Origin of the sequence: Capnocytophaga sp. oral taxon 329 str. F0087, assembly GCF_000213295.2 — a bacterium.
GTDB lineage: Bacteria > Bacteroidota > Bacteroidia > Flavobacteriales > Flavobacteriaceae > Capnocytophaga > Capnocytophaga leadbetteri_A.
Genome location: NZ_KN389983.1, coordinates 1 through 24,884, shown reverse-complemented (window position 1 = coordinate 24,884; position 24,884 = coordinate 1). Strand labels below are relative to the sequence as shown.

At 35.8% G+C, this 24,884-nt stretch carries 21 protein-coding genes; 16 read left to right on the top strand and 5 right to left on the bottom strand.

Going from position 1 to position 24,884, the window contains the following annotated elements; genetic code table 11:
• Positions 1-3: 3 nt before the first annotated feature.
• The 10 genes from HMPREF9074_RS00110 to rsmG all read left to right on the top strand — a co-directional run bounded on the left by HMPREF9074_RS00110 (position 4) and on the right by rsmG (position 9,634).
• Entirely contained in the window at positions 4-1,464 is a 1,461-nt protein-coding gene (locus HMPREF9074_RS00110; protein WP_009392274.1) for a lipopolysaccharide biosynthesis protein, read from the top strand.
• Positions 1,465-1,668: 204 nt separating this feature from the next.
• Positions 1,669-2,190 (top strand): hypothetical protein, encoded by a 522-nt coding sequence (locus HMPREF9074_RS00105; RefSeq protein WP_034539190.1) that lies wholly within the window; start codon positions 1,669-1,671, stop codon positions 2,188-2,190.
• Positions 2,191-2,201: 11 nt separating this feature from the next.
• The gene (locus tag HMPREF9074_RS11740) at positions 2,202-3,365 is read left to right on the top strand and encodes a hypothetical protein (protein ID WP_155846609.1); all 1,164 of its coding nucleotides are present in this window, start codon (positions 2,202-2,204) and stop codon (positions 3,363-3,365) included.
• Between the two features lie 130 nt (positions 3,366-3,495).
• The gene (locus HMPREF9074_RS00090; RefSeq protein WP_009392277.1) at positions 3,496-4,971 is read left to right on the top strand and encodes an SLC13 family permease; all 1,476 of its coding nucleotides are present in this window, start codon (positions 3,496-3,498) and stop codon (positions 4,969-4,971) included.
• A 65-nt stretch (positions 4,972-5,036) separates the two neighbouring features.
• Positions 5,037-5,390, top strand: a complete 354-nt coding sequence (locus tag HMPREF9074_RS00085; protein WP_009392278.1) for a VOC family protein — start codon at positions 5,037-5,039, stop codon at positions 5,388-5,390.
• 53 nt (positions 5,391-5,443) lie between these two features.
• Positions 5,444-6,124: an SDR family NAD(P)-dependent oxidoreductase gene (locus HMPREF9074_RS00080; RefSeq protein WP_009392279.1), complete on the top strand. Its 681-nt coding sequence runs from the start codon at positions 5,444-5,446 to the stop codon at positions 6,122-6,124.
• Positions 6,125-6,146: 22 nt separating this feature from the next.
• The gene (locus HMPREF9074_RS00075) at positions 6,147-6,434 is read left to right on the top strand and encodes a YciI family protein (RefSeq protein ID WP_009392281.1); all 288 of its coding nucleotides are present in this window, start codon (positions 6,147-6,149) and stop codon (positions 6,432-6,434) included.
• A 281-nt stretch (positions 6,435-6,715) separates the two neighbouring features.
• Positions 6,716-7,804, top strand: coding sequence for a magnesium/cobalt transporter CorA (corA, locus tag HMPREF9074_RS00070; protein WP_009392282.1), 1,089 nt, complete (start codon positions 6,716-6,718; stop codon positions 7,802-7,804).
• Positions 7,805-7,836: 32 nt separating this feature from the next.
• Positions 7,837-9,000, top strand: coding sequence for a class I SAM-dependent methyltransferase (locus tag HMPREF9074_RS00065; protein ID WP_009392283.1), 1,164 nt, complete (start codon positions 7,837-7,839; stop codon positions 8,998-9,000).
• Between the two features lie 13 nt (positions 9,001-9,013).
• A complete protein-coding gene (gene rsmG / locus HMPREF9074_RS00060) occupies positions 9,014-9,634 on the top strand; it encodes a 16S rRNA (guanine(527)-N(7))-methyltransferase RsmG (RefSeq protein ID WP_009392284.1) in 621 nt (206 codons plus the stop codon).
• Positions 9,635-9,715: 81 nt separating this feature from the next.
• Here rsmG and HMPREF9074_RS00055 read toward each other — a convergent pair whose 3' ends face one another.
• The 3 genes from HMPREF9074_RS00055 to HMPREF9074_RS00045 all read right to left on the bottom strand — a co-directional run bounded on the left by HMPREF9074_RS00055 (position 9,716) and on the right by HMPREF9074_RS00045 (position 12,405).
• The gene (locus HMPREF9074_RS00055; protein WP_009392285.1) at positions 9,716-10,240 is read right to left on the bottom strand and encodes a tetratricopeptide repeat protein; all 525 of its coding nucleotides are present in this window, start codon (positions 10,238-10,240) and stop codon (positions 9,716-9,718) included.
• Between the two features lie 61 nt (positions 10,241-10,301).
• Positions 10,302-11,054, bottom strand: coding sequence for a tRNA pseudouridine(38-40) synthase TruA (truA, locus tag HMPREF9074_RS00050; RefSeq protein ID WP_009392288.1), 753 nt, complete (start codon positions 11,052-11,054; stop codon positions 10,302-10,304).
• A 91-nt stretch (positions 11,055-11,145) separates the two neighbouring features.
• Positions 11,146-12,405, bottom strand: coding sequence for a tetratricopeptide repeat protein (locus HMPREF9074_RS00045; protein ID WP_009392289.1), 1,260 nt, complete (start codon positions 12,403-12,405; stop codon positions 11,146-11,148).
• Positions 12,406-12,851: 446 nt separating this feature from the next.
• Here HMPREF9074_RS00045 and HMPREF9074_RS00040 point away from each other — a divergent pair, with 446 nt between their 5' ends.
• The 4 genes from HMPREF9074_RS00040 (at position 12,852) to HMPREF9074_RS00025 (ending at position 17,913) form a co-directional block, all read left to right on the top strand.
• A complete protein-coding gene (locus HMPREF9074_RS00040; RefSeq protein WP_009392291.1) occupies positions 12,852-13,568 on the top strand; it encodes an ABC transporter permease subunit in 717 nt (238 codons plus the stop codon).
• On the top strand, positions 13,565-15,247 hold the full coding sequence (gene gldG / locus HMPREF9074_RS00035) for a gliding motility-associated ABC transporter substrate-binding protein GldG (RefSeq protein WP_009392293.1): 1,683 nt from the start codon (positions 13,565-13,567) through the stop codon (positions 15,245-15,247). Before HMPREF9074_RS00040 ends, gldG begins: the two co-directional genes overlap by 4 nt.
• A 71-nt stretch (positions 15,248-15,318) precedes the next feature.
• Entirely contained in the window at positions 15,319-16,512 is a 1,194-nt protein-coding gene (gene mnmA, locus HMPREF9074_RS00030; protein WP_009392295.1) for a tRNA 2-thiouridine(34) synthase MnmA, read from the top strand.
• A gap of 117 nt (positions 16,513-16,629) precedes the next feature.
• A complete protein-coding gene (locus HMPREF9074_RS00025) occupies positions 16,630-17,913 on the top strand; it encodes a glycosyltransferase family protein (RefSeq protein ID WP_009392297.1) in 1,284 nt (427 codons plus the stop codon).
• Positions 17,914-18,134: 221 nt separating this feature from the next.
• On the opposite strand, the gene HMPREF9074_RS00020 is transcribed toward HMPREF9074_RS00025, so the two are convergent.
• A complete protein-coding gene (locus tag HMPREF9074_RS00020; protein ID WP_009392298.1) occupies positions 18,135-19,397 on the bottom strand; it encodes a site-specific integrase in 1,263 nt (420 codons plus the stop codon).
• A 440-nt stretch (positions 19,398-19,837) separates the two neighbouring features.
• Between HMPREF9074_RS00020 and porV the strand changes: the two genes are divergently transcribed.
• Positions 19,838-20,938, top strand: a complete 1,101-nt coding sequence (gene porV, locus HMPREF9074_RS00015) for a type IX secretion system outer membrane channel protein PorV (protein WP_009392303.1) — start codon at positions 19,838-19,840, stop codon at positions 20,936-20,938.
• A gap of 80 nt (positions 20,939-21,018) precedes the next feature.
• Here porV and HMPREF9074_RS00010 read toward each other — a convergent pair whose 3' ends face one another.
• Positions 21,019-23,748 (bottom strand): hypothetical protein, encoded by a 2,730-nt coding sequence (locus HMPREF9074_RS00010; protein WP_232297120.1) that lies wholly within the window; start codon positions 23,746-23,748, stop codon positions 21,019-21,021.
• A 240-nt stretch (positions 23,749-23,988) separates the two neighbouring features.
• Between HMPREF9074_RS00010 and HMPREF9074_RS00005 the strand changes: the two genes are divergently transcribed.
• A partial coding sequence (locus HMPREF9074_RS00005; RefSeq protein WP_034539183.1) for a site-specific integrase occupies positions 23,989-24,884 on the top strand: 896 nt, incomplete at its 3' end.

The window sequence follows — 24,884 nt, the reverse complement described above, 5'->3', positions numbered from 1 at the left end:
ATTATGGGAATAGTGCTCCGTCAATCGTTTAAGAATGTAGTGGCTACCTATTTTGGGTTTGCCATAGGGGCACTCAATACCCTTTTCTTATTTACTTACTTCCTCTCTAAAGCTCAATACGGCTTGGTAAGCTATGTTACTTCCACAGCTACTATTCTCTCTCCGTTTATTTCCTTTGGCGTACATAACACTTGGGTACGCTATTACTCCGCTTATACCGATAGGCAAGAGCAAGCTAAGCTCAACTTGATGCTTTGTCTCTTACCATTACTCGTGATTCTACCTGCTACGCTTTTGGGCAGTATGGCTTACGAGCAAATCGCTCAGTGGCTTTCAGCTAAGAATGGTGAAGTACGTCCATATGTATGGCTTATTTTTCTTACAGCGGTAGCAATGGCTTACTTCGAGATTGCCTACGCGTGGATGCGAGTGCAACTCAAAACAGTCTTTGGTAATTTTCTAAAAGAAGTATTTCATAGGGTAGGGGTGATGCTTTTATTAGTAGCTATTTACTTTGGTGTTATTGATTTTCATCAGTTTATGTGGGGGGTACTCGGGGTGTATGCTTTGCGTATGCTTCTGATGATGGTCACCGCGTTCTATGTAAGGCGACCTACCTTTGCGTGGGGATTGCCACAAGGTAGAAAGGAAGTCTTCTTATACAGTTTATTCATTATCCTATCAGGGTCAGTAGCTTCTTTGTTGATGGATATTGATAAGTTTATGCTGAATCAATATTTGCCTATTGGTGAGATTGCGGTGTATAATGTAGCTATTTTTACGGCTACAGTAATAGCTATTCCCTACCGAAGTATGTACCAAATTGTTAGTCCGTTAACGGCTCAATTTATGAATCAAGGTAAGGCAGAGGAGTTGTCAGACTTATACAAGCGCAGTACAATAAATACTTATTTTGTGAGTATGGTTATTTGTGTGCTTATCATTGTGAATGCCCAGCAATGTTATGCTTTATTGCCTGATAAAGAGTACAGCACAGGGCTTTGGGTGCTCATTATCATATCTGTAGTAAAACTCTCTGATGCTTTAGTGGGATTTAACAATGCGGTATTACTCAATTCGCCTTACTATCGCACTGTGCTATTTTTGGGCGTTTTTTTGGTCATAGGCACTGTTTTAATGAATATGTGGCTTATTCCTCTTTACGGCATCAATGGGGCGGGAATAGCGACTCTAATAGCTTTTACTTCGTACAATTTACTCAAGTCGGTTTTTGTGTATCGCAAATACAGTTTACAGCCTTTTTACAAGGAAACGCTGCAAACCAGTCTCTTTGGTATTATAACTATAGGAGGTTTCTTCTTTTGGGATTTCCCGTTTCACCCTATTGTAAATATCAGCTTAAAATCATTACTAGTAGGGGGGCTAAGTATTTTTTTTCTTCTTAAATTTAATCTTTCACAAGAACTTGTAAAGCTAATCAGACGATCGTTTATCCTACACTAATCCTACACTAATCCTACACTAATCCTACACTAATCCTACACTAATCCTACACTGATCCTACACTGATCCTACACTGATCTTACACTCATCCTATACTCATTGTTTGGTGGCGTTAAGGAATAGGTGGGGTTAGAAATTATTGTTTTCCCTTTGGTAATTATTTATTATTTTGTAGTTTTGTGTAATGAAACTAACTATAACAAAATGACTTCAGAAGAAATAAAAGCCATTGTGTATTATATCCAAGGCTTACAAGCCCTTTGGAAAGAAGGTTATAATGCAGAAAAAGTAGGAGATTATACTTTCAATTTTATATGTAGAGACGTCAGAGACTATAATACCACAAATGAGCTGTGGGAGGTTATCAATGAGTTACAGTTTATGGGAGAAGGAGAAGAATCGGAAAAAACCAAAGAAGAAGTAGAGGCTCTCATTCAAGAAAAATTAGGAATTAGAATTTGCGACCCTATCAGTATACTCTCTTACACAATTAACTTGTTTATAAAGCAACTTGCCAATGATTTCTCAACCAATTCACTAGTTTTATCATTTATAGAACAGACAAAAGAGCTTATTACTTATCAAGAATATACTTTGGCATTGGAAAACTTACTGAAAAGCCTTTTGGAAAAATGTATTTTTATTCCAAGAGATACTTTGGCTATTATTGATGTCATAGAAGACTCTTATATCAAAAGATTACAGGCTTCATTATGGAGAGTATAACCTTATTGATTATGAAAAACATCACTACTTTAGAACTTCTTAGATATATGAAATATCGAGCACCAATGTATATTGGGAAGTATGATATATTTTACCTCAAAACTTTTTTCAATGGATGGACTCTTCGCTATAAAGGGGAAGATGTAGGGCTTCGATTGCTGCAACAAGGATTTTTCCCTTGGTTACAAGAAAAATACCCAAAGGATATTGATAATTGGGCAGAAAAGCTTTTTGTTATGTGGAAAAGTGAAAAAACAGCTTTGCTCTACTTCTTCCTATTATTCGATGAATTCTATAATAAGTATTTTTCTGAACATTCTCAGGATTTATCAATAGAGGAACTGATAGCTTTTATAGAACCTCACCCTGAGCTACATATTAGCAAAAAGAGTATTTTCGCTTTGGAAATATTTCTCAATGATTGGCAAGAAGCACACCCTGCAATACAAACAAAAGTATTAGGCGACTTTTATCTTTGGCTACAACAGATATATCCTAATGAAAAAACTAATAACTGGGCAAACTTGCTGTTTTCAGTTTTCAAAACAGAAGAGAATGCCTTAAAGCAGTTTTTCGAACTCTTTGGTGATTTTTGTTTAGAAAACAGTAAAAAAGGGAGCAACTCTTTGACATTGATTGAGCTAATTGAGCTTGTGAGAACTTCACCTGAGAAGTATATAGAGAAATATGATGTTGAATGTTTTCACGTTTTTCTAATAGGATATATGTTGCGAGATAACACCAAAATTCCTGGTGAAAAAATATTAACTGACTTCTACCATTGGTTACAGAAAAGGTATATTATTTATGATAGTAGAGGATGGTCAGGTATACTTCTGTTGGAAGCCAAAACAGGAAAAAAAGCATTAGATATGTTTTTTGAATTGTTTGATATTTTTCTTGGAAGAACTACAGAAGTAGTACCTCCTCCTCTAACACCTAAAGAAGTTGCCACTAAAGCAAAATATATACGAGGTCTGCAAAAAGTCCTAAAAAAGAAAGAATACAAACAAGGGGATGCTGAAACTTATACCTTATTCTTTGCAAGTAACCACAGAAAAACTGCAAGAGGATTACAGGTCATTATAGCTGATTTGTGTACGGATTATGAAAAGAAAAGAGATAAAGAAGAAATTGTACTTCTTGTTAGTGAGCGTTTAGGAATAGATATATAAACCTATCTTTATTGGGAACAACAAAATCCTATAATAAAACTATCACTTTTCTTTGGTAGGTTATTCTTTTTTATCTATCTTTGTCGGTGCTATTTGAAGAGTAATTAAATATTAAACTTACCAAAATATTATGTCTAAAGAATTAGAAAATGTAATGACCAATCACTTTGAAAAAAAACACCTTATCGCCTTGGTGTGTATAGTGATTGTAACTGCTGTGGTGTGGAATCTCCCTACCGAAGTTTTCCATATCAACGGATTGACAGTGGTTCACCAGCGTATTATCGCTATTTTTGTATTTGCTACCCTTATGTGGATTAGTGAGGCTATTCCTTCGTGGGCTACATCACTGGGTATCATCACTTTAATGTGTTTGACGGTTTCTAACCACAGTTTGTTCTTCTTTAAAGGAGAAGAAAATGAGGTGTTTGGAAAACTGCTCAGTAGTAAGGAGATTATGGCAACCTTTGCCAATCCTGTGATTATACTTTTTTTGGGTGGTTTTTTCTTGGCTATTGCTGCTACTAAATCGGGATTAGATGTCATGCTTGCAAAAAATCTAATACGTCCGTTTGGGCGTAAGAGTGAGAATGTGCTATTGGGCTTTTTGCTTATTACTGGGGTTTTCTCGATGTTTGTGAGTAATACGGCTACAGCAGCGATGATGCTTACTTTTCTTACTCCTGTCTTTGCCGCACTGCCTGCCAACGGCAAGGGGCGCGTGGCGCTAACGATGAGTATACCAATTGCGGCTAACTTAGGCGGTATGGCTACCCCTATTGGTACGCCGCCTAATGCTATTGCTTTGCAAGCGCTTAACGACCCTAAGGGACTGAATATGGGTATTGATTTTGGAGAGTGGATGGCATTTATGTTCCCATTGGTGCTTTTGTTGCTCTTCATCTCGTGGCGACTTATATTAAAATTCTTTCCTTTCACTCAAAAAACAATTAACTTACACATTTTAGGGAAAGTACATCAAGGTTGGCGTATGTGGATAGTAAGTAGCACTTTTGTCATTACTATTCTTTTATGGCTGCTCCCTAGTGAATTAACGGGGATTGATGCTAATACTGTTGCCTTAGTGCCTATGGGTGTTTTTGCTGCAACAGGTGTGATTACAGCCAAAGACCTACAATCTATCAACTGGAGCGTTATTTGGATGGTAGCGGGTGGTTTTGCCTTAGGTTTAGGTATTAATGATTCTGGCTTGGCTAAATTAGCTATTGATACGATACCCTTTGGGTCGTGGTCGCCTATTATAGTATTGATTGCCTCAGGATTTATTTGTTATCTTCTTAGTAACTTTATTTCTAATACGGCTGCAGCGGCCTTATTAATTCCTATTTTGGTAACTATTTGCCAAGGAATGGGGGATAGGTTGGGTGAGATAGGGGGTACTTCTACTGTGCTTATCGGGATAGCTTTGGCAGCCTCGTCAGCGATGTGTTTGCCTATATCGACGCCGCCTAATGCTATAGCTTATTCTACGGGATTAGTAAAACAAAACGATATGCTTAAAATGGGGCTTATTGTAGGAATAATAAGTATGATAATAGGATATCTTGTTTTGTTTTTAGTAGGAGAAATGCGTTTTTTAGGATAATATAAAAAAAATATCATCTTATGTATTTAGAGATAATTATATAATGAGTTAATATATTAAAAAAAATGAATTACGATAACTTTTTTCTTCCTGCAGAAAACTTTGATGAAAGCAAACGATTTTTTGCAGAGGTTTTAAATTTAAAAATCAAGTTTGATTTTTCAGAAATGGGAATGATAGCTTTCAGTGTGGAAGATGAAGAACCTGCTATTATTTTAAAGGATAAAACAAAATTTCCTAATACAAAACCAACTATTTGGTTAGAAGTGGATGATGTAAAACAAATATATGATGAGTTGCAAGAAAAGGGAGTGTCGTTTTTAAGTCCGCCATTTCCTATCAGAACAGGTTGGGCTATTGAGTTTTTAGACCCGTCGGGAAATGTATTAGGTTTTACTGATTACAAAGCAGAAAAATAAAAAAAGTAAGAGAGAAAAATAATTTTAAAAATCTTTTCTGCAAAGTAGAAAATATGAAGAACATTATTATAACAGGTACTAGTAGAGGTATAGGCTATGAACTAGTACAACAGTTAGCTACGGGAGGGCATAATATTCTAGCCCTTTCGCGGCATACTGCTACTATAGAGGCACTTAAATTGCCTAATGTACATTGCATTGCTTTTGATATTACGTTAGCTTCTGATAGGGAAGCAGTAGGGCATTTTGTGAAACGACAATGGCGAAATGTAGATATTCTTATTCACAATGCAGGGAGACTTATCAATAAACCTTTTGAAGAGCTTACTGAAGAGGATTTTTGGGAAGTGTATAAGGTGAATGTATTTGGGGTGGCTCAACTTACTCGACAACTATTACCTTTTATGGAGAAGGGCGCACACGTGGTAAGCATTAGCAGTATGGGCGGTATACAAGGAAGTTTGAAATTTGGCGGTTTGGCAGCTTATAGCTCATCTAAAGGCGCCCTTATTACCTTATCGGAGCTTTTGGCAGAAGAATATAAAGAACGAGGTATTATCTTTAATACTTTAGCTTTAGGAGCTGTGCAGACGGAAATGCTTGCTGAGGCTTTTCCTGACTATAAGGCTAATATTAGTCCCCAAGAAATGGCGCATTATATTGCTGATTTTGCACTTAATGGTAGTAAAGTATTTAATGGGAAGGTGCTACAAGTTGCTAATACAACACCGTGAAATAACTAAAAACTAATAAAATATGTACATCATTATTTTAACTTATCAGAAAGAGCTTTCAGAAGTTGAAAAACACTTAGAAGCGCATCGCACTTATTTAGACAAGCATTACGCTTCAGGACATTTTATTGCATCAGGCGCACAAGTACCTCGTGTAGGAGGTGTAATTTTGTGTAAGGCTGGCAATAAAGGAGAGGTAGAGACTATCATTGCCCAAGATCCTTTTTATCAACACCAAATAGCAACCTATCAGATTATTGAGTTTATTCCTACAAAATATTCTGAGGATTTCGGTAAAATACTCTTATAGGTAATAGCTAATATTTTATAAAGATATTACACTGAAATAAAGTATTTTACGATAAAAATATAAAGTGTTTGTTTAATGGTATATCTGTTTATAACCTTTATTCTGTAGTAAATATAGTTAAATTATATTGATAATCAGTTGTTTATATAGTATTTTGAGGAAACGAAAGTATTGTAAATAAAGATTACTAACTATTTCGTATAGGTTTTATTACTTATATTATCACTTTAAAATATTTATATAAATGTTTTATAACCAGTATTTTAATACAATAATAATATATGGGTAAAAATATTACTGCTACCACTAAGAAAAAACGCAGAACTAATCGTGCCAAGAAGGTAGGATTACCTGCTGGAAGTTTGGTGTATTTTGGCAACAAAGAAAAGGAAATTCATATAGATGTTATCACTTATAACGAGGCTTTCTGTCAGACTAAAAAAGTGAGTACTGCAGAAGAGGCTATTGCTTGTATTGACGGGCAACACTTTGCGTGGATAAACATCAACGGACTGAACAATATAGCTGAAATTAAAAAGATTGGAGCTTATACCCAGCTAAACGACCTGCTATTAGAAGATATATTAGACACAGAGCATCGCCCCAAAGTAGAGCTTTTGGAAGATAGTTTATTAGTGATTATCAAGATGTTATACTATAGCAGAGAGGAATTGGTATCAGAGCATTTGGCCTTATTGCTCGGTAAAAACTACTTAATTTCTTTTCAGGAAAGTGAAGGTGATGATGTGTTTGAGCCTATGCGCAAACGATTGCAGTTTGCTGATAGCAGTCTGCGAAAAAAGAAAGTGGACTATCTGTTATTCAGCTTGTTAGATAGTATAGTAGATAACTATTTAGTAGTGTCGGACAGTGTAAGTGATAAGATAGAAGCGTTAGAAGATGAGATTATCACCCACCCGCGTGAAGAGATGATTTCAGAAATACAAGAATTGAAGAAGAAATCTATTGTATTTTTGCAACGGACTATCATTCCGGCAAGAGAGGTAGTAAATCGCATAGAGAAAACGCCTCATCACCTTATTGAGACTGATACTAAGCATTATTTTAGAGACCTTCACGACCATACAGTGCAAATAGTAGATACTCTTAGCACTTATCGGGATATACTTTGGGGACTTACAGATACCTATATGGGGGCAATGAGCAATAAGATGAATAATATTATGCGTTTGCTAACCCTTATTTCTACTATTTTTATTCCGCTTACTTTTATTGTGGGCGTATATGGTATGAATTTTGACTTTATGCCAGAGCTGCGATGGTGGTGGGCATACCCTGCTGTATGGGTAGTAATGCTTGCTATTTCAGTAGCGATGATAGTCTATTTTAGGCGGAAGAAATGGTTATAATAAGATTACAAATGGCAAATAAAGACTGACAAATGAGTACATTTACTGATTTATTAAAAAGTGAAATACAGCTATTTATAAAAGAATATCAAGGAGTTACCACTGATTTACTATTAAAGAGTAATGTGTTTACAGAAGTAACTAACAAAGAGTTAGTACAACAAATACAAGGTAGACGAGTGGCTGTTAAGAAATTGCCTTTTTTACTACGAGAAGGAATTATTTATCCTAAAAATTTAAGTTTAGAACAAGCCTCTTCTGAAGCTACCGCTCGTTATAAAGCACAAGAGTTACGCGGAAAACGTTTTGCAGACCTTACTTGTGGTTTTGGTATTGATGCTTATTTTTTATCAGAGCAGTTTGAGGAGGTAACTTTAGTAGAAGAACAACCAGAATTGTTCAGTATTGTGCAGCATAATTGGGAAATATTAGGACGCAAGGCTACTTTTGTAAATAAAAAGGCTGAAGCGTTCTTAGCAGATACATCTCAACACTATGATGTTCTTTATATAGACCCTGCAAGACGCGATGCTCAACAGCAAAAAAAGTTTCTGTTAGAAGACCTATCTCCTAATATTTTAGAGTTGCAGCCTTTATTATTAGAAAAAGCTGACAAGGTGATTACTAAGCTTTCCCCACTAATTGATATACACTACTTACTTAATACCCTTGACAAGATAGCTTGTATAGAAGTAATAGCCCTACGGAATGAGGTAAAAGAAGTGTTAGTTATACAAGAGCCACACAGCTCTATTGGTGAAGTAGAGATAAGATGTATAAATTTGGAGAGTGAAGACCCTATTCTATCATTTACAAATAGAGAATTATCAGCATCAGAAGTGAGTTATAGTAGTCCAAAGAGTTATTTGTATATTCCTAATAACGCTTTGCTAAAATCAGGGGCGTTTAACTATATAGCAATGTATTTTGGATTAGAAAAACTAGATATAAATACTCATCTGTATACCTCTGCAGAGCTGAAGAAGCCTTTCCCTGGGCGTATCTTGGAGGTAACCCCCATTCATCATAAACAGATAAAGGCAAAATGCCATTATAATATTATAGCTAAGAACTACCCGCTTTCGGTAGCTGAGCTAAAGAAAAAGTACCACCTACAAGAAGGAGGTACTGATTATTTGATTTTTACTCGTTCTGTTTCGGGGATGGAGATGCTTTTAGGAAAGGAACAAAAATAATATATTAGCAAATATGGAAATAATCAATAAATACTTTCCTCAATTGAGTGAGGAACAACAACAACAATTTGCACAACTAAAACCCATTTACGAGGAATGGAATGCTAAAATAAACGTCATCTCGAGAAAAGATATGAGTGACTTTTATGAGCGGCACGTACTACATAGCTTAGCTATAGCTAAACGAATTAACTTCTGCAAAGGTACTGATATATTGGATGTAGGGACTGGTGGAGGCTTCCCTGGGATACCTTTGGCAGTACTCTTTCCTGAATGCAATTTCACTTTAGTTGATTCGATAGGAAAGAAGATTAAAGTAGTGCAAGAAGTAGTGAATACCTTAGAACTAAAAAATGTAACTGCTATGCAGATAAGAGCTGAGGAGCTAAAAGGAAGTTACGATTTTGTAGTGAGCAGAGCCGTAACCCAAATGCAGGACTTTGTGCCTTGGGTGAAAGGGAAATTTAAGAAGCAATCGAAGAATGAGTTAGCTAATGGTATCCTTTATCTGAAGGGAGGTGACCTTACTGATGAGTTGGCTCCATTCGCAAAAGCAGAGGTAACTGCTATTAGTGAGTATTTTGAGGAAGCCTTTTTTGAGACAAAGAAAGTGGTATATTTGATTTGTCAATGAGGCGATTGGTCAATTTGCTGATTTAACTAATAAGAAAATAAAAAGTGGTTAGTACCGATATAGGTGCTAACCACTTTTATTTTAAATCTTTTTGAGCTGTTGTTGTAACATCTTGATTTGCTCAGTCATCATATTTTGTTTATCGAGCTTTTTAGCTTCTGTTAGTAGTTCTTGGGCTTCACGCTTTTTACGTTTCTGAATCATTATGCCGGCTAAACTCATCTTAACCATTGCCTTGTCGTAATCCATAGTGAGACCTAATTGGAGCGCCTTGCGGAAGTACTTTTCTGCTTGGGTAAGGTTCTTGCGAGTGTAGATAACTCCGTACATATAGTTGTAATACCCTTGCTGTTTGCGCAATAAGGCAGTTTCAGGATCGGCTATTTTGCTGAGCCACTTCTCCATTCCTTCAAAATCTTGTTTGCGCAAGCGCAAGAAAGTGAGAAGAATAAACTCGTTGCGGAAATAGAGCAATACAGGGAAAAGCGATAATAATATCAGTGCGATACCATTACCAATATTGCCTTGTACAAACTGATATACAGCCCAAACTACGATAAGGGCAGCTACTACTAATTTCAGATATTTGTTCTGTAGATATTTCATTTCTATATAATTTTCTTAAAAGTCTGCAAAAGTACTTATTTTAGTTGAATAATGCTAATATTTAGTTACTTTTTTGTAAGAAGATTTCTTCAGGGTAGGTTACTTGAGTGAGAAACAGCCCACAAGCAGGTACTGAGGCTCCCGCTTTGCTACGGCTTTTGCTAATGATAATATCCTCAAAACCAGTGAGAGAGAGCTTTTGTAATCCTACATTGATAAGTGTACCCACAATAGCACGCACCATATTGCGCAGAAAACGATCGGCTGTAATGGTAAATACGAGTTCGCCCCCTACAACTGCCCAATGCGCTTCATAGATTTTACAATTAAACGTCTTTACATCGGTATGGGTTTTAGAAAAACACTGAAAGTCAGTATAATCAAAAAGTATTTGGGCTGCTTCATTCATTACATCGATATTGAGAGGAAGGGTGAGAGGCATACTGTAATTATACCTAAAAGGTGACTTTTCAATGCTTATATGGTACTGATAAGTGCGCTTTAGAGCATCAAAACGGGCGTGTGCATCGGGTTTTACGGCACAAATGCTATGTACTGCTATATCATACGGCAAGAAAGCATTGAGTTTCCGTACTAAATCATCAGAAAGTTCGCGTTCAGTATCAAAATGAGCGAACATCTGCAAGGCGTGCACACCACTATCAGTACGACCTGCACCTATCACACTGATTTCTTCTCTGAGAATAGTAGTCAGAGCGTTTTGCAGTACCCCTTGCACAGTGATAGCCTTGGGCTGTAGCTGCCAGCCGTGATAGTTTTTGCCATTATATGAGAATTCAATAAAGTAACGCATTTCTTTTTAATTCTAATAAAAAAAGTAGGAATTAAGTTTATTCCTACTTTTTATTTTTAGGTATTACTAAAATAGTAATTCCTTTGATTTATTATTGTCCTAATAATTTTTTAACACGTTGGAAGTTAGCACTATCGCCTAAAGCACCATAGATATTCTTAAGTTGCTCTAAGATATTTTCTACATTTCCGTTAGATTTAGTGAAATTCTCTAATATTTCAGCACCTTTTTTGAACAAATCGTCTTTTTGGTCGCGTAACTCATTAAATTTCTTAACATCAGCAGCAGAATTACCTAAAGCATTCATTTTCTCAATAAGTCCGTTACCTTCGTTGATATAAGTAGTTGAGATATTGAGAGCTGCATCGGCATAGCTTGGTTTAATTTTGAGAGCTTGCTCAAAAGCCTTACGTGCTTCGAGTACGTTGCCTTGTTGCATATTGATAACACCTATATTATAGTGTAAGTCAGCGTTCTTAGGGTCGAGCTGTGCTGCTTCTTGCATTAGTTCTTTGAACTTGTCTTTGTTATCTAATTGTAGGTATACGTTAGCTTCAGCAAGGATGATGTTAGCATCTTTTGGATACGCTTTTTTAGCATCTTCGAAAGCTTTGATAGCGTCTTCAGTTTTGTGTTGCTCTACGTAGATAAACGCAATATTCTTAACTATATCAGCACGCTTAGAAGGTGTTTTTTCGGTACGTGGTTTTTCGTGTGTATTGGCTTTCACCATTAGGTCACGTTGGTTTTTATCTCCGAAAGTTTCTTCTTTTTTAGTTTGCTTATTAGTAGCAATATAAAGAGTTTCGCTACCGTCATATCCTAAATCTTTAAGCTCTGTATAGAGTTTTACAGCCTTGTCATAATCTTTACCTTCTACAGATACTACAGCAGCATTGTATAAGAAAACAGTATCTTGAGGGCTTAAACGGTATACTTGCTCGAAAGCGATAGCAGCATTCTTATAGTTTTTGTTTTTGTAGTTTAGGTCAGCTTGTTTGGCAGCGATATTGATAACATCATTAGACAATTCTTTTAGCTGAGAGGTGTATTTACCTTTACCACCTTCGAGTTGTCTCACTTTAGTAAATGCTTGCCCTGCAGCTTGTAAAGAGCCTATTACATTGGTATTTTTCTTAGCCATTTCAACATTGGCTTGCGCTTCTAAGAAATAGTACTGAGGAGCAAACTCGGTACCCTCTACTGCAGTTTTTAGGGATTTTAAGCCTGCTTGAGCGGTGGTTAAATCGCCTTTACGGATTTGTTTTTCAATCTCTTTGAGTTCTTTTTTCTGTGCGAAAGCTGCTACTGAAATAAGTAGAGAAGCAGCAATTAATAATGGTTTTTTCATATTGTTTTGTAATTTTAACCTTGTTTTATACGTATTTCGAGTGGCAAATGTATTACATTTTTTTGAAAGTACCAAATTTTAATTAGGAAATTTGTCGATTTGCTGATTTGCTACTTAGGTTAATGGGAGGGCTGAGAGAATTGAGAAGTTTGAGAGGATAGGGTAAATAGGGTGGAGGTAGCATATTTTTCTGGTTTTGGGAGGATGATTAGACGTTTATACTTTGCTCATCTTTCGCTAATTGTTCGCTCTTCTTGTATCTTTCCTATATCTATAGTAAAGGGTAGGTGTAAAGAGAAAAATTTTCTGAGAAAGAGATTGGGAAGGCTGGGAGGAAATAAATTAGCAAATTAGTAAATTAGCAAATTAGCCAATTGGAAAATGAGTAAATTTGCTCATTTGCCAATTAATTACTACTTTTGCAGCGCAATAGAATATTGATAACTATGTATGCATTATTCAAAAAAGAAGTCCGTTATTTTTTTACTTCGGCTATAGGGCTCACCATCATAGGGCTATTCGTAGTGCTTAACGGGCTGTTCTTATGTGTTTTCAAAACTGATTATAACCTTTTTAACGCTGGGTTTGCTGACTTACTACCCTTTTTTCGCCTCTCATCGTGGCTATTCGTTTTCTTAGTGCCTGCCCTGACGATGCGCAGTATTTCTGAAGAAAAACGCAGCGGTATGCTATCTCTGCTCTTCACTAAACCTGTTAGCACTCTACAAATAGTATTTGGTAAGTATTTGGGCGTTCTCTTTTTGCTCTTTATCACCTTATTACCTTCTACGATTTTCGTCTATATGCTATGGGTATTGGGTAATCCTGTGGGTAATTTGGGTATCGCTGAGACAGTAGGCTCGTATATAGCTCTGTTCTTGCTTATCGCTACTTTTGCCGCTATAGGGCTATGGGCTTCAGCTATTGGTAGCAGCCAGATGGTATCGTTTGTACTGGCTGCCTTTTTGTGCTTCTTTTTCTTCTTTGGCTTTGACCAATTGCTGAGTTTGCTGCTGCCTGATGCTACAGGTTATGGGCTGCAAGTGCATTTTGACGCTATTTCGCGCGGGGTGCTTGACACTCGTAATATTATCTATTTTTTGTCTATTATACTATTTTTTATATATCTCACTACCTTATCACTCAAAGCCTATAAACGATGAAAAGATACTTTAACAATACGTTCAGTAGGGTAGGGGGGGCACTACTTTTGCTACTGGCTATCAACTATATAGCCCAACAATGGCACAGCCGTATCGACCTAACTCAGGACAAGCGTTATACCCTATCGGAAACTACGCGCAAGACCCTAAGCCAAATACAGCAACCTTTGGTAATAGATGTGCTGCTGAAGGGCAATATTCCTACTGAATTTAAAAAACTACAGACTGAGGCGGTACAGCTATTAGAGGAATATACGGCTGCTAATGACCACTTAATCGTGAATTTCGTGAATCCGCTTGAAGATGAACCCAACGCTGATGCTGCTATACAAAACCTTATAAATAACGGACTGCAACCGCTGCAGATAGCACAAACAGAAGCCGGTAAATCGTCAGTAGAATATATATTCCCTTGGGCTGTAATAAGCGATGGCAAGCGAGTAGAAAAAGTACGCCTATTTATCGACAAACTTGGTACTACTGACCAAGAGCGAGTGCAGAACTCGGTACAGCGATTAGAGTACAACCTGACTGATGCTCTACACAAATTCACTGTAAAAAAACAAAAAAAGATAGCTATACTAAGAAGTAATGGCACTTTGGAAGACGTTTATCTATACGATTTCCTGAAAACAGCACGCGAATACTACTTTATAGCTCCTTTTACACTCGATTCGGTGGCTACTAATGCCGAAAAGACCCTAAAAGATTTAGAAAAGTTTGATTTGCTATTGGTAGCCAAGCCTACAAGTCCTTTTTCGGACGAACAAAAGCAGGTAATAGACCAATATATAATGAACGGAGGGCGAGTGCTATGGCTAATAGACCAAGTGAATGTATCATTAGAAGATATGTACAAAACAGGGGGGGTGACTATGGCAATGCCTATTGACCTAAACCTTACTGATATGTTTTTTCAGTACGGTTTTCGCCTTAATTACACCTTAATAAACGACCTTTATTTTTCTGAAATAGTAGTGGCTACAGGAGACGGATCGCAATCGCGGTATATGAATATCCCTTGGGTGTATAATCCTATGGTGCTATCGAGCAATAACCACTTAATAAACAGTAATTTAGATGCGGTAAGGCTACAGTTTGCCAATGGTATAGACACGCTTAAAAACGGGGTAAAAAAGACGGTACTGCTCAGCAGTTCGCCTTTCTCTAAAGCTGATGGTACACCGCGTGAAATCAACTTGCGTATAGACCCAAAAGCGATGAACAAAGAGCTTTACAAAAAGGGCAATATTCCTTTGGCTGTACTATTAGAAGGGGAGTTCAAATCGATGTATAAAGACAGGGTACGCCCATTAGAACTAAAAGAAAACGCGACCCTAAGTCGCCCTACTAAAATGATAGTGGTATCGGACGGCGATATTATTAAGAACGACTTTGACAGTCAGCACAAAATGCCTTTAGAACTCGGTTTTGACCGTTGGACAAGTAAATACTATGACAATAAGGCTTTTCTGCAAAATGCCATGAACTATCTGTTACACGATACCGAGTTTTTGACACTGCGCAACAAGAAAGTACAATTGGCATTTTTAGACAAAGAAAAAGTGGCTGAAAGTGCAAAAGCTTGGCAGATAAAGGTTTTCTTGTATCCGCTTTTAGTATTAGTGATAGTGATGCTATTGTCGGGATATTTTTATAGAAAGAAAAACAAGAGATAATTTGACGATTTGGCGATTTGACGATTTGGCGATTTGTCAATTAGAGGACGTAAATAATTAAAATAAAAAATATGAAAAGAGTAGTAGTAGGACTTAGTGGAGGGGTAGACAGTAGTGTGGCGGCGTATCTGCTTAAAGAGCAAGGTTATGAAGTGATTGGGCTCTTTATGAAGAATTGGCACGATGATTCGGTAACCATTTCAGATGAATGTCCTTGGTTAGAAGATAGTAACGATGCCTTGTTGGTAGCCGAGAAATTGGGTATCCCTTTTCAAACAGTGGATATGAGTGAGCCCTATAAAGCACGCATTGTGGACTATATGTTTAACGAGTACGAGCACGGCAGGACTCCGAACCCTGATGTGCTGTGCAACCGCGAAATAAAATTCGACGTATTTATGAAACTCGCCCTTAGCTTAGGGGCTGACTATGTGGCTACAGGGCATTATTGCCGAAAAGAAGAAATCAGTGTAAACGGACAGCCCGTATACCGACTATTAGCGGGTAAAGACGCTAACAAAGACCAATCGTATTTTTTATGCCAACTCTCTCAGGAACAGCTAAGTAAAGCACTTTTCCCAATAGGAGAACTGCAAAAATCGGAGGTGAGAGCTATCGCTAAAGCACAAGACTTAGTAACTGCGGATAAGAAAGATTCGCAAGGACTATGCTTTATAGGAAAAGTACGTTTGCCAGAATTTCTACAGCAAAAACTACAGCCCAAAGAAGGCGACATTATAGAAATACCTAACGACTGGGAAGGTTATGCTGCTTTTGACCATCCACGAGTTTTTGATACTTATGAGGGCGAATTGGAATACCAATCGCAGCGCTTTGTCTACAAAAGAGAAGATGGCAAAAAAGTAGGTACCCACTCAGGAGCCCATTATTTTACCAAAGGACAACGCAAAGGGCTGAATGTTGGTGGCACCAAAGAACCACTATTCGTTATTGAGACAGATATAGATGAAAATATTATCTATACAGGACAAGGGCACGCACATCGCGGGTTGTTTCGCAATGCTTTGTTTATAGCTGAATCTGACATTCATTGGATACGCGAAGATTTAGCCCTTAAAGAAGGAAAAACAGCTACTTATATGGTAAGGATACGCTACAGACAACCGCTACAACGGGCTGTGCTATACCGCGCTCCTAATGGCTTGTACATACACTTTGAGGAACCGCAAAGCGCCATCACTGAAGGACAATTTGCAGCGTGGTATACTGATGATGAGCTTATAGGCAGCGGTGTTATTAATTAATGATTAATTTGAGGCAGCAAGCTGTTCAGCCTAGTTTCGGGCTATCTACGATTAATCCATAATGTATATTATGTAAAATAGGAGAATAGAAAAGAGGGCTTTGCCTTAATAGCATATATGAAAAAAGTATTAATCATAACTTATTATTGGAAACCTGCAGGTGGCCCTGGAGTACAACGATGGCTGAAGTTTGCTAAATATTTGCGTGACTTTGGTATTGAGCCTATAATATACACTCCTGAAAATCCTACTTATCCGCTTATTGATGAGGCTATAGCTGATGATTTGCCAGCAGACCTACAAGTCATCAAGCAGCCTATATGGGAGCCTTATGGCTTAGCATCGCTTTTTTCTAAAAAGAAAACCCAAAAAATTAGCGCAGGGATTATACCTCGCAAGAAAGTATCGGTATTAGAGAAACTAATGCTATGGATACGTGGCAATCTGTTTATACCTGATGCGCGCAAGTTTTGGGTAAAACCCTCAGTGAAATATCTCGCTGCTTACATACGCGAACAGCATATAGAAACGATTATCACCACTTCGCCCCCCCATAGCGTGCACTTAATAGGTTACCAACTAAAGAAGCAATTACCTTATTTGCAGTGGATTAGTGACTTTCGTGACCCTTGGACTACTATTGGTTATTACAAAGACCTACGGCTAACCCGATGGGCTGATGCACGTCAGCATTATTGGGAAAAGGAAGTGCTACAACTCTCAGACAAAATAATAACCACTAGTTTTAAGACTAAAAGAGATTTTCAGAAGCTGACTGATACCCCTATAACGGTAATTACCAATGGTTATGACCTTGAAACAACAGTAACCCCTCCCCTATCGGAAAAGTTTCTTATTGCCCATATAGGTTCGTTATTATCTGATAGAAACCCCAAAATACTATGGGAAGTATTGGCTGAAATGGTGCGTGAAGTACCCCATTTTGCTGATGATTTTAGCCTCTGTTTTGCCGGTAAGGTAAGTGAAGAGATAGAAGAGGAAATTCATAATCAGGGGCTTACCCCCTATTATACTTATAAGGGATACATAAGTCATCAGCAGGCTGTAGAGCTGCAAAAATCTTCGCAGGTATTGCTACTTATAGAGATAGATTCGGAAGACACTCAAGGGATTATAGCCGGCAAGTTATTTGAATATATAGTTTCGGGGAGACCCATTATAGCCATAGGGCCCAAGGATTGGGATGTTATGCCTATACTTACAGAAACACAGACCGGCACCTTTGTTGGGTATGAGGATAAAACCCTGCTGAAACAACAATTAGAGGCTTATTACAAAGAGTTTAAGGCAGGCACCCTTAGCACAACCCCCCTAGGCATAGAACGATACAGCAGAAAGGCTTTAACAGAGCAATTAGCAAGGCTGATAAATGATAAATAGCAAGATTTACAGTATAAAAATAAGGGACTAAATGCAATAATTTAGTCCCTTATTTGTGGAGAAGATGGGACTTGTTCTCAATATCAATAAGGTTTAATAAAATACAAAATATCTAATTTTCAGTAAGTTACAAAAAATAAAATATCAATAAAGATTAATAAACAACAATGAACACAAGTATTTTTAGTCCCTACTTTTTTAATATGGGACTAAAATAAACACTATAATAAATTAAATTTTGACATTGCATTAGCTTTAGTTTCATCGGCTATATCAATATAGGGTTTCATAGCTTTATAATCACTATGTCCTGTCCATTTCATTACTACTTGAGGTGGTATACCTAATGAAAGTGCATTACAGATAAATGTACGTCTTCCTGCATGCGTACCTATCAATGCATATTTAGGAGTTACTTCATCAAAGCGTTCGTTTCCTATATAATAGGTCTCTCGAATTAATTCATTAATACCTGCTAGTTCAGCTAGTTCTTTTAGGTACTCATTCATTCTTTGATTAGTAATGACAGGTAAAGCTCTTCCTTTGCAGTCCTTATAGTCTTTATATTTATCTAAAATAGCCCTACTATATTGATTTAATTCTATTTTTAAACTATCACTTGTTTTCAGTGTAGTCACTTCTATAAAATCATCTTTTATATCATTTTTCTTTAGGTTTTCAACATCTGAATAACGTAGTCCTGTAAAACATTGAAACAAGAATACATCACGTACCCTTTCAAGGTATTTCTTTTGCTGAGGGATTTGATATTCTCTAAAATGTTTAAACTCAGTAGGAGTTAAGAAGATAATCTTTTTTTGAGTGTTTTTTAACTTAGGTTTAAAGTTCTCAAAGAAAGTGTTAGTATTATATCCTTTCTTATAACTCCATCGTAAAAACCATTTCACAAAGGATATATTTTTTGTAACAGTAGCATTCTTAAACTTTAGTTCTCCTTGTAAATAACTAAGATATTCAACTAATTTTTCTTCGGTAAATTTTTCAAACGTAAGTTTAGGGTCAAAATTAAATAAATGTTTTTTTATAACGTGAAGTTTCTTTTTGGTGCCAGCTGTCCACTGATTAAAAGTCCCTTCCTCAGCTATAAAATCATCATAATATTGAAAAAATGATTTTTCTAATACTACTTTTTTCTCCCTTCCAACATTAGAATTAAAAACAAATTGGAACTCCTCTTTAGTTGGTATTACATTTTGCACCTCAAAATATTTTATAGCATCTTCACAGGCTTGTTCAAATTGTTGCAACTTCCTATTAATTATATTAGCAGGAACTTTCTTTTTTCCGTGTGTTGTATTAGCTTTACATCGTTGAGTATCTTCGCTCCATTTATCTATATCTACACGATACCCTATATTAAAAGCGATAATATTCCCTTGCCACTTTATACGATAACGTATACGGGCATCAAGTTTGTTTTTTTCTTTATCTAACAGAAATTGACAATGGTATTTTGATTTCATATTTACTGTTATTTTCTAACTTACACATCTATCTTGCTTATTTATACAAAAAAACCTTTATTTCTAAAATATTGCACTACAATATTCCAATTGATAATATTACAGTTTTTATAAAATAGAAATCATAGGTTGCTGTAATACTCGGTTATATACTCTATCTATTGTTGATTTTAAGTATCAAGATAACATTTTTTAGAAATTAAATTGAAATACTTTTAAATCTAAAATACAAATACATTTCTATTTGAATTGCAAATATAGAAATAAAAAATGGAACTAAGATATAAATTATTTTTTCTTTTCTTTTTTCCTGTAAGAAAACGTTTTTTCATTATTCAAAATCACTAAGCCAATAGTATATCTTTTATCAATTTTATAATAAACTATTAGAGGGTATATCAAAAAAGTGTAATTTTGCAAGGTAAATATTTTTATCAACGATGAAGTATAAAAAACATTTAAAGTTCTATGCGCTTATAATCTTACTAAACTGGTTTAATAGTTTTTCACAAGAGAAAGAGCATTCTATTACTACGGCATTTCCTTTTTTACTTATAAGCCCTGATGCTATAGCCTCAGGCAGAGGAGATATAGGGGGTGCTTCTTCTCCTGATATTTTCTCACAATATTGGAATTCATCAAAATATGTTTTTTCACTGCCAAAATCAGGGATAGGAATGAGTTATACGCCTTACTTAAACAAATTGTCTCGTGATATTTTTCTAGCTAATTTGAGTTATTATAGAAAGGGGAACAGGAGTGCTTGGGGAAGTAGTTTTCGTTATTTTAGCATAGGAGCAATCCAACAGACTCAACTTTTCGGGAGTGAGATATACCGATTAGGCAGTTTTTTACCGTCAGAATGGCTGTTAGACTTGTCATATAATCTGAAATTAAGCGAATATTATTCGATGGGAATTACGGCTCGTTACCTGCATTCTAATTTGCGATTACCTACAGAAGAAAAATCTACTGCACAAGGGATAGCTTTTGATATTTCAGGTTACTATACTTCTGAAAAACATCTTATAGGTAATTATTTGGGAAATTACTTATTTGGATTTCAGATTTCAAATATAGGGAGTAAAATAAAATATGAGGATTTAGGACAATCGTTTTTTCTACCTACAAACTTTAAAATTAGTGGAAGTTATACTCTATCTATAGATAATGAGAATGATATTTCTTTACTTTTAGAACTTAATAAATTATTAGTTCCTTCTGATACACAAAAACATAAAAAGACTGATTTTTTAGAGGGTATTTTTACTTCGTTTACAGATGCTCCTAATGGTTTTTCGGAAGAGATGCGAGAAATTTCTTGGGCTTTAGGGTTTGAATATAGCTATTTACAACACTGGTGTTTGCGTACAGGCTATTTCTATCAGCATAAAAATAAAGGGGATAAAAAATATTTTACTATTGGCACAGGCTTTAATATGCAACATTGGCAACTTGATTTTTCTTACCTTTTTTCTACTGCTTCAACGGTTAATCCCTTGAGTAACTCTCTTAGAATTTCATTACAGTACATTTTTTAATTACATTTCTTCTCTTTTGATAATATAACAAAAAAACTCCTGTTATTTACAGGAGTTTTTCTGAAAATAAAGGAGTTATACTAATCATCAATAGGATTTTTAAACATCTGTAATGCTTCTGATGATTTTTTATCACCTGGTAAGGTATATGTAAGCTTGATATAATAATCACCTTTTCTCATAGGTGTAAAAGTATTTTTTAGAAATTGATGGGCAGGGCTTGAGAAAGATACCATTCCTTTGCTTACATCATTAGAAATCTGATTGATAATATCTACAAAATCCATCTTATAAGCCAATGCTAAATCATATTGATATGGAAAGTAATTATCTACTCCTTGCGAGAAAATTTCATTTTGTACACTAGTTAGGTAATGATTATCAATAGAAATTGCCTTTGAGGGTATTTGTCCCCACTCTTTTGTATCTCTTCTTAATTGATATTTTCCAGCAATTGGTAATTGGCTATACAAAGTAGGATTTATGTATTGTTTAAAATAAGCATCCTGCAAAGTAGCTTCTACTGCAATTAGAGGTTTTTTCTTAGAGTACTCATTACCTACAAGGTCTACTACTTCAAAAGGTTCTGATTTTTGAAGGTTATTAGCAAGAGAAATTACATCAGAGTAATGTATAATAAAGTTGTAATAAGAAACTTTGATAGCTTTTATTTTTTCATTAAACGTTTTATACTTACTAGTACTAAAATCATACGCTAATCGTTCTATTTCGCCGTCTTTACTTAATGATTGAGCTTGTTTTTGTAAAACCTCATAATCATTACCCTCTTCCTGAGTTCTCTTTACATTTTCAGTAACTTCTTTCTTCTCATCTTTTGCATTAGTTTTTACAAGTTTACTGAAAAAGCTAACTTTATAAGCTGACTTTGTTTGTATTTTAGGCATAGCGAAAGTAATCTCATTAGCATCATTGTTATAAACAAATGCCACCTCTTGTGCTTTATGAGTTTGATTATCTATAATTTTCACTCCATTTTCCCATTGATTACCTTCAAATAGATAGTCTTGTCCTTGTTTAAGTTTTACATACCCTTGTTCAAACTCATCTTTTAAGAAAAATTTTTGTGATACTACGGGGTAAGCATATTCTATATTTTGTAATGGAATATAATTAGGAGCTGTACCTGTTGTAAATGTGCGTTCTTCAAGTTCTTTAGCTACTTGTCCGTTTTGGGTGATAGGTCTGAATATACCTCCTTCTTGTTTTTGGAAGCTAACTTCTACTTGCACTTTAAATTTCTTTTGAGGAGGTAAAATATCTTCAGGAATAAAATTAGCTCTATCTTTTAAGTGAGACCACTCTAATCTACCTTTAACTTGTTGATTTTTATCATCAAGGACATTAAATTTTTCAAGGACTACTCTATAAGTACTTTTTCCATTATCTTCTGGAATTTCAAAAGGTTCATTCACTTTCATTGAAAATGTAGCCTGAGGTACAGCAAATACATCTACATCATTACTGTTATTTTTAGGAGATACATCGGCGATGAGTTTCATTCCTTCAAAGGCACCAGCTGCTCCTCCAAAGTCACATTGTTCACCTATAGTTACTTTGAAATTGAATTTTCCTTTGATAAGTCCTCCTAATACATTCATTTCACCTCCTACATAACCTCGCAACCATACAGGATTAGGCAATTTAGCTTGCATTAATACAGCTGCTCCAGCTGAAATGATAGGGACTCTCATATTAACAAAAAGCAATTTTACACGCACTCCTAATTCACCTTGCAAATAGGCATAAGATTGTCCGTTAGCATACCAACCATCTATACCTACCTGTTCCCCTGTATTTCTACACGCTGCTTCTCCATAATTCTTAAGCATTATATCAAATCCAACACCTGCTTTGAAATTAGCATAGAAAATTAGGAATGATAAATCACCAGTATCTATACTTAAATCTGAACCAAAGGCAAAACCTCCTGCATTAGCTAAAGCATTTTCATCCCGCATATAATTGAGTTCCTGTGCTTCTACTCCTAAAATACTCGCTACATTGGCAGGAGGCGGTGGAGAAGCAGGTAATTTTGTACCTGTCATAAGATAAGAAGTCGTTCTAAGCGAAACACCTGCTACCCCCATTTTTATACCTATTCTATTATCAGGTGTACCAATGTGTAAATACCAATCATTAGGGTCTTTATGAAAAACAGCCCATCCTGCTCTACCTCCTTCACCTACACCTGATATGAACCCAGCATTGATATACACATCAAGAGTACCGTGCGTAGTTTGATTGGCTATATCAAACTGAATAGCTGTCTTGAATTGAATAGTAGCCTTATTATCAGCAGTAGTAGGTATTGCTTTTTCAGCAAGGGGTAAGAAGCGTTTTTCAAAACTACTGCGTTTTTCATTATTAGTTTCTAGACCTAAGAAGGCTGCTTTATTTTCTAAACTCTTTGATACTTTTGAAACTAAATTCTGTATGTTTTCCATTCCAGGAATATTAGCCAAAATATTTCCTTTTCCATAAATAGCAGAAAAATCTAATCCTCCATTTTTGTTGAATAACATTTCAAAAGCAGCTTCTCCATTGAAAGCCTTGTCTGAACCTATTGCAAAACTCACTAATGCTTTTAGTCCTAATCCTCCTTCTTGATAAGGTTCATACGTAAGTCCTGAGGGAGAAAATTCAGTAGGGGCAGCGAGTGCATTTCGTTTCATATTGTAATAAGCACCGCCTCCAAAGCCATTGATAAAATAGCCTGTTGAAATCTTAGCACTAGCATCAAAATACCAATATCTAAATTCTTTTAAATCAAAATTACGAATAAAAAGCAAAACTACAAAAAATAATATAATTAGCTCATACAAAGAGGATTATTTTTTTGACAGGAAGATAAGAGAAGACAGGGTCTTAGATGTTTTAGATAGGTTTTTTCAAAATTAGGTTTCTAAATCGTTACCTAGTACCTTGAAAAATATTTTTTATTAATAGGTTATATTTCAGTGTTTTACACCTTTTTTCATATTGTACAGTAACTTGATAAAAAGTACTTTAGCAAATTAAAAAATTAGAGTATGAAAAAAGTAAAACGCTCAACCTTTAAGGTATTGTTTTACCTTAAAAAGAATGCCCCAAAAAAGAACGGTAAGGTTGCTATTATGGGGCGTATTACCATTGACAATCAGGTAGCTCAGTTTAGTACCAAACTTGAAATCCTTCCACAGAAATGGGATTTGAAGTACGGAAGGGTAACAGGTAAAACAGAAGAAGCTACCCAACTTAATCGCAAGCTGGAAGAGATTCGCTCACGTATCATTACTCATTATGAGGAGTTGATGAAGTACGAGGGAGTGGTTACTGCTCAGAAGCTAAAAGCTACTTTTCTAGGCATAGGAGTAATGGAAGATTCCTTGCTAAAAGTCTATGAGAATTTCAAAGAAGGCTTTGCCTTGATGGTAGAAAAAGGTGTTAGAAGTTACAGCACTCTTAACAAATATGAGAATGTATATACTCATTTGAGCGAGTTTATCCAGTATAAATACCGCAGAAGTGATATTTCTTTCAAAGAGCTTACAGAAGACTTTATCAACGATTTTGATTTCTATCTTAGAGTTAATAAAAGTCTTACTCACAACACAATATGGGTTTATATGATGCCCCTTTGTAAAATGGTAGAAATAGCCATAGACAAAGGAATTATCTATCGCAATCCTTTTAAGAATTATATAAGTTCTATGGAGGAGAAAGATAGAGGCTATTTGCTTAGAGAGGAAGTAGAAACTCTTTTACAATATCACCCTAAGAGTGCTTCTGCTGAATTAGTACGAGACCTATTTGTTTTTAGTTGCTTTACAGGCTTCTCTTATATTGATATCAAACAACTTAAAAGAAGCCACTTACAATCGTTCTTTGACGGCAACAAATGGCTTATCAAACGCCGTCAGAAATCTGATGTGCCCTGTAATGTACG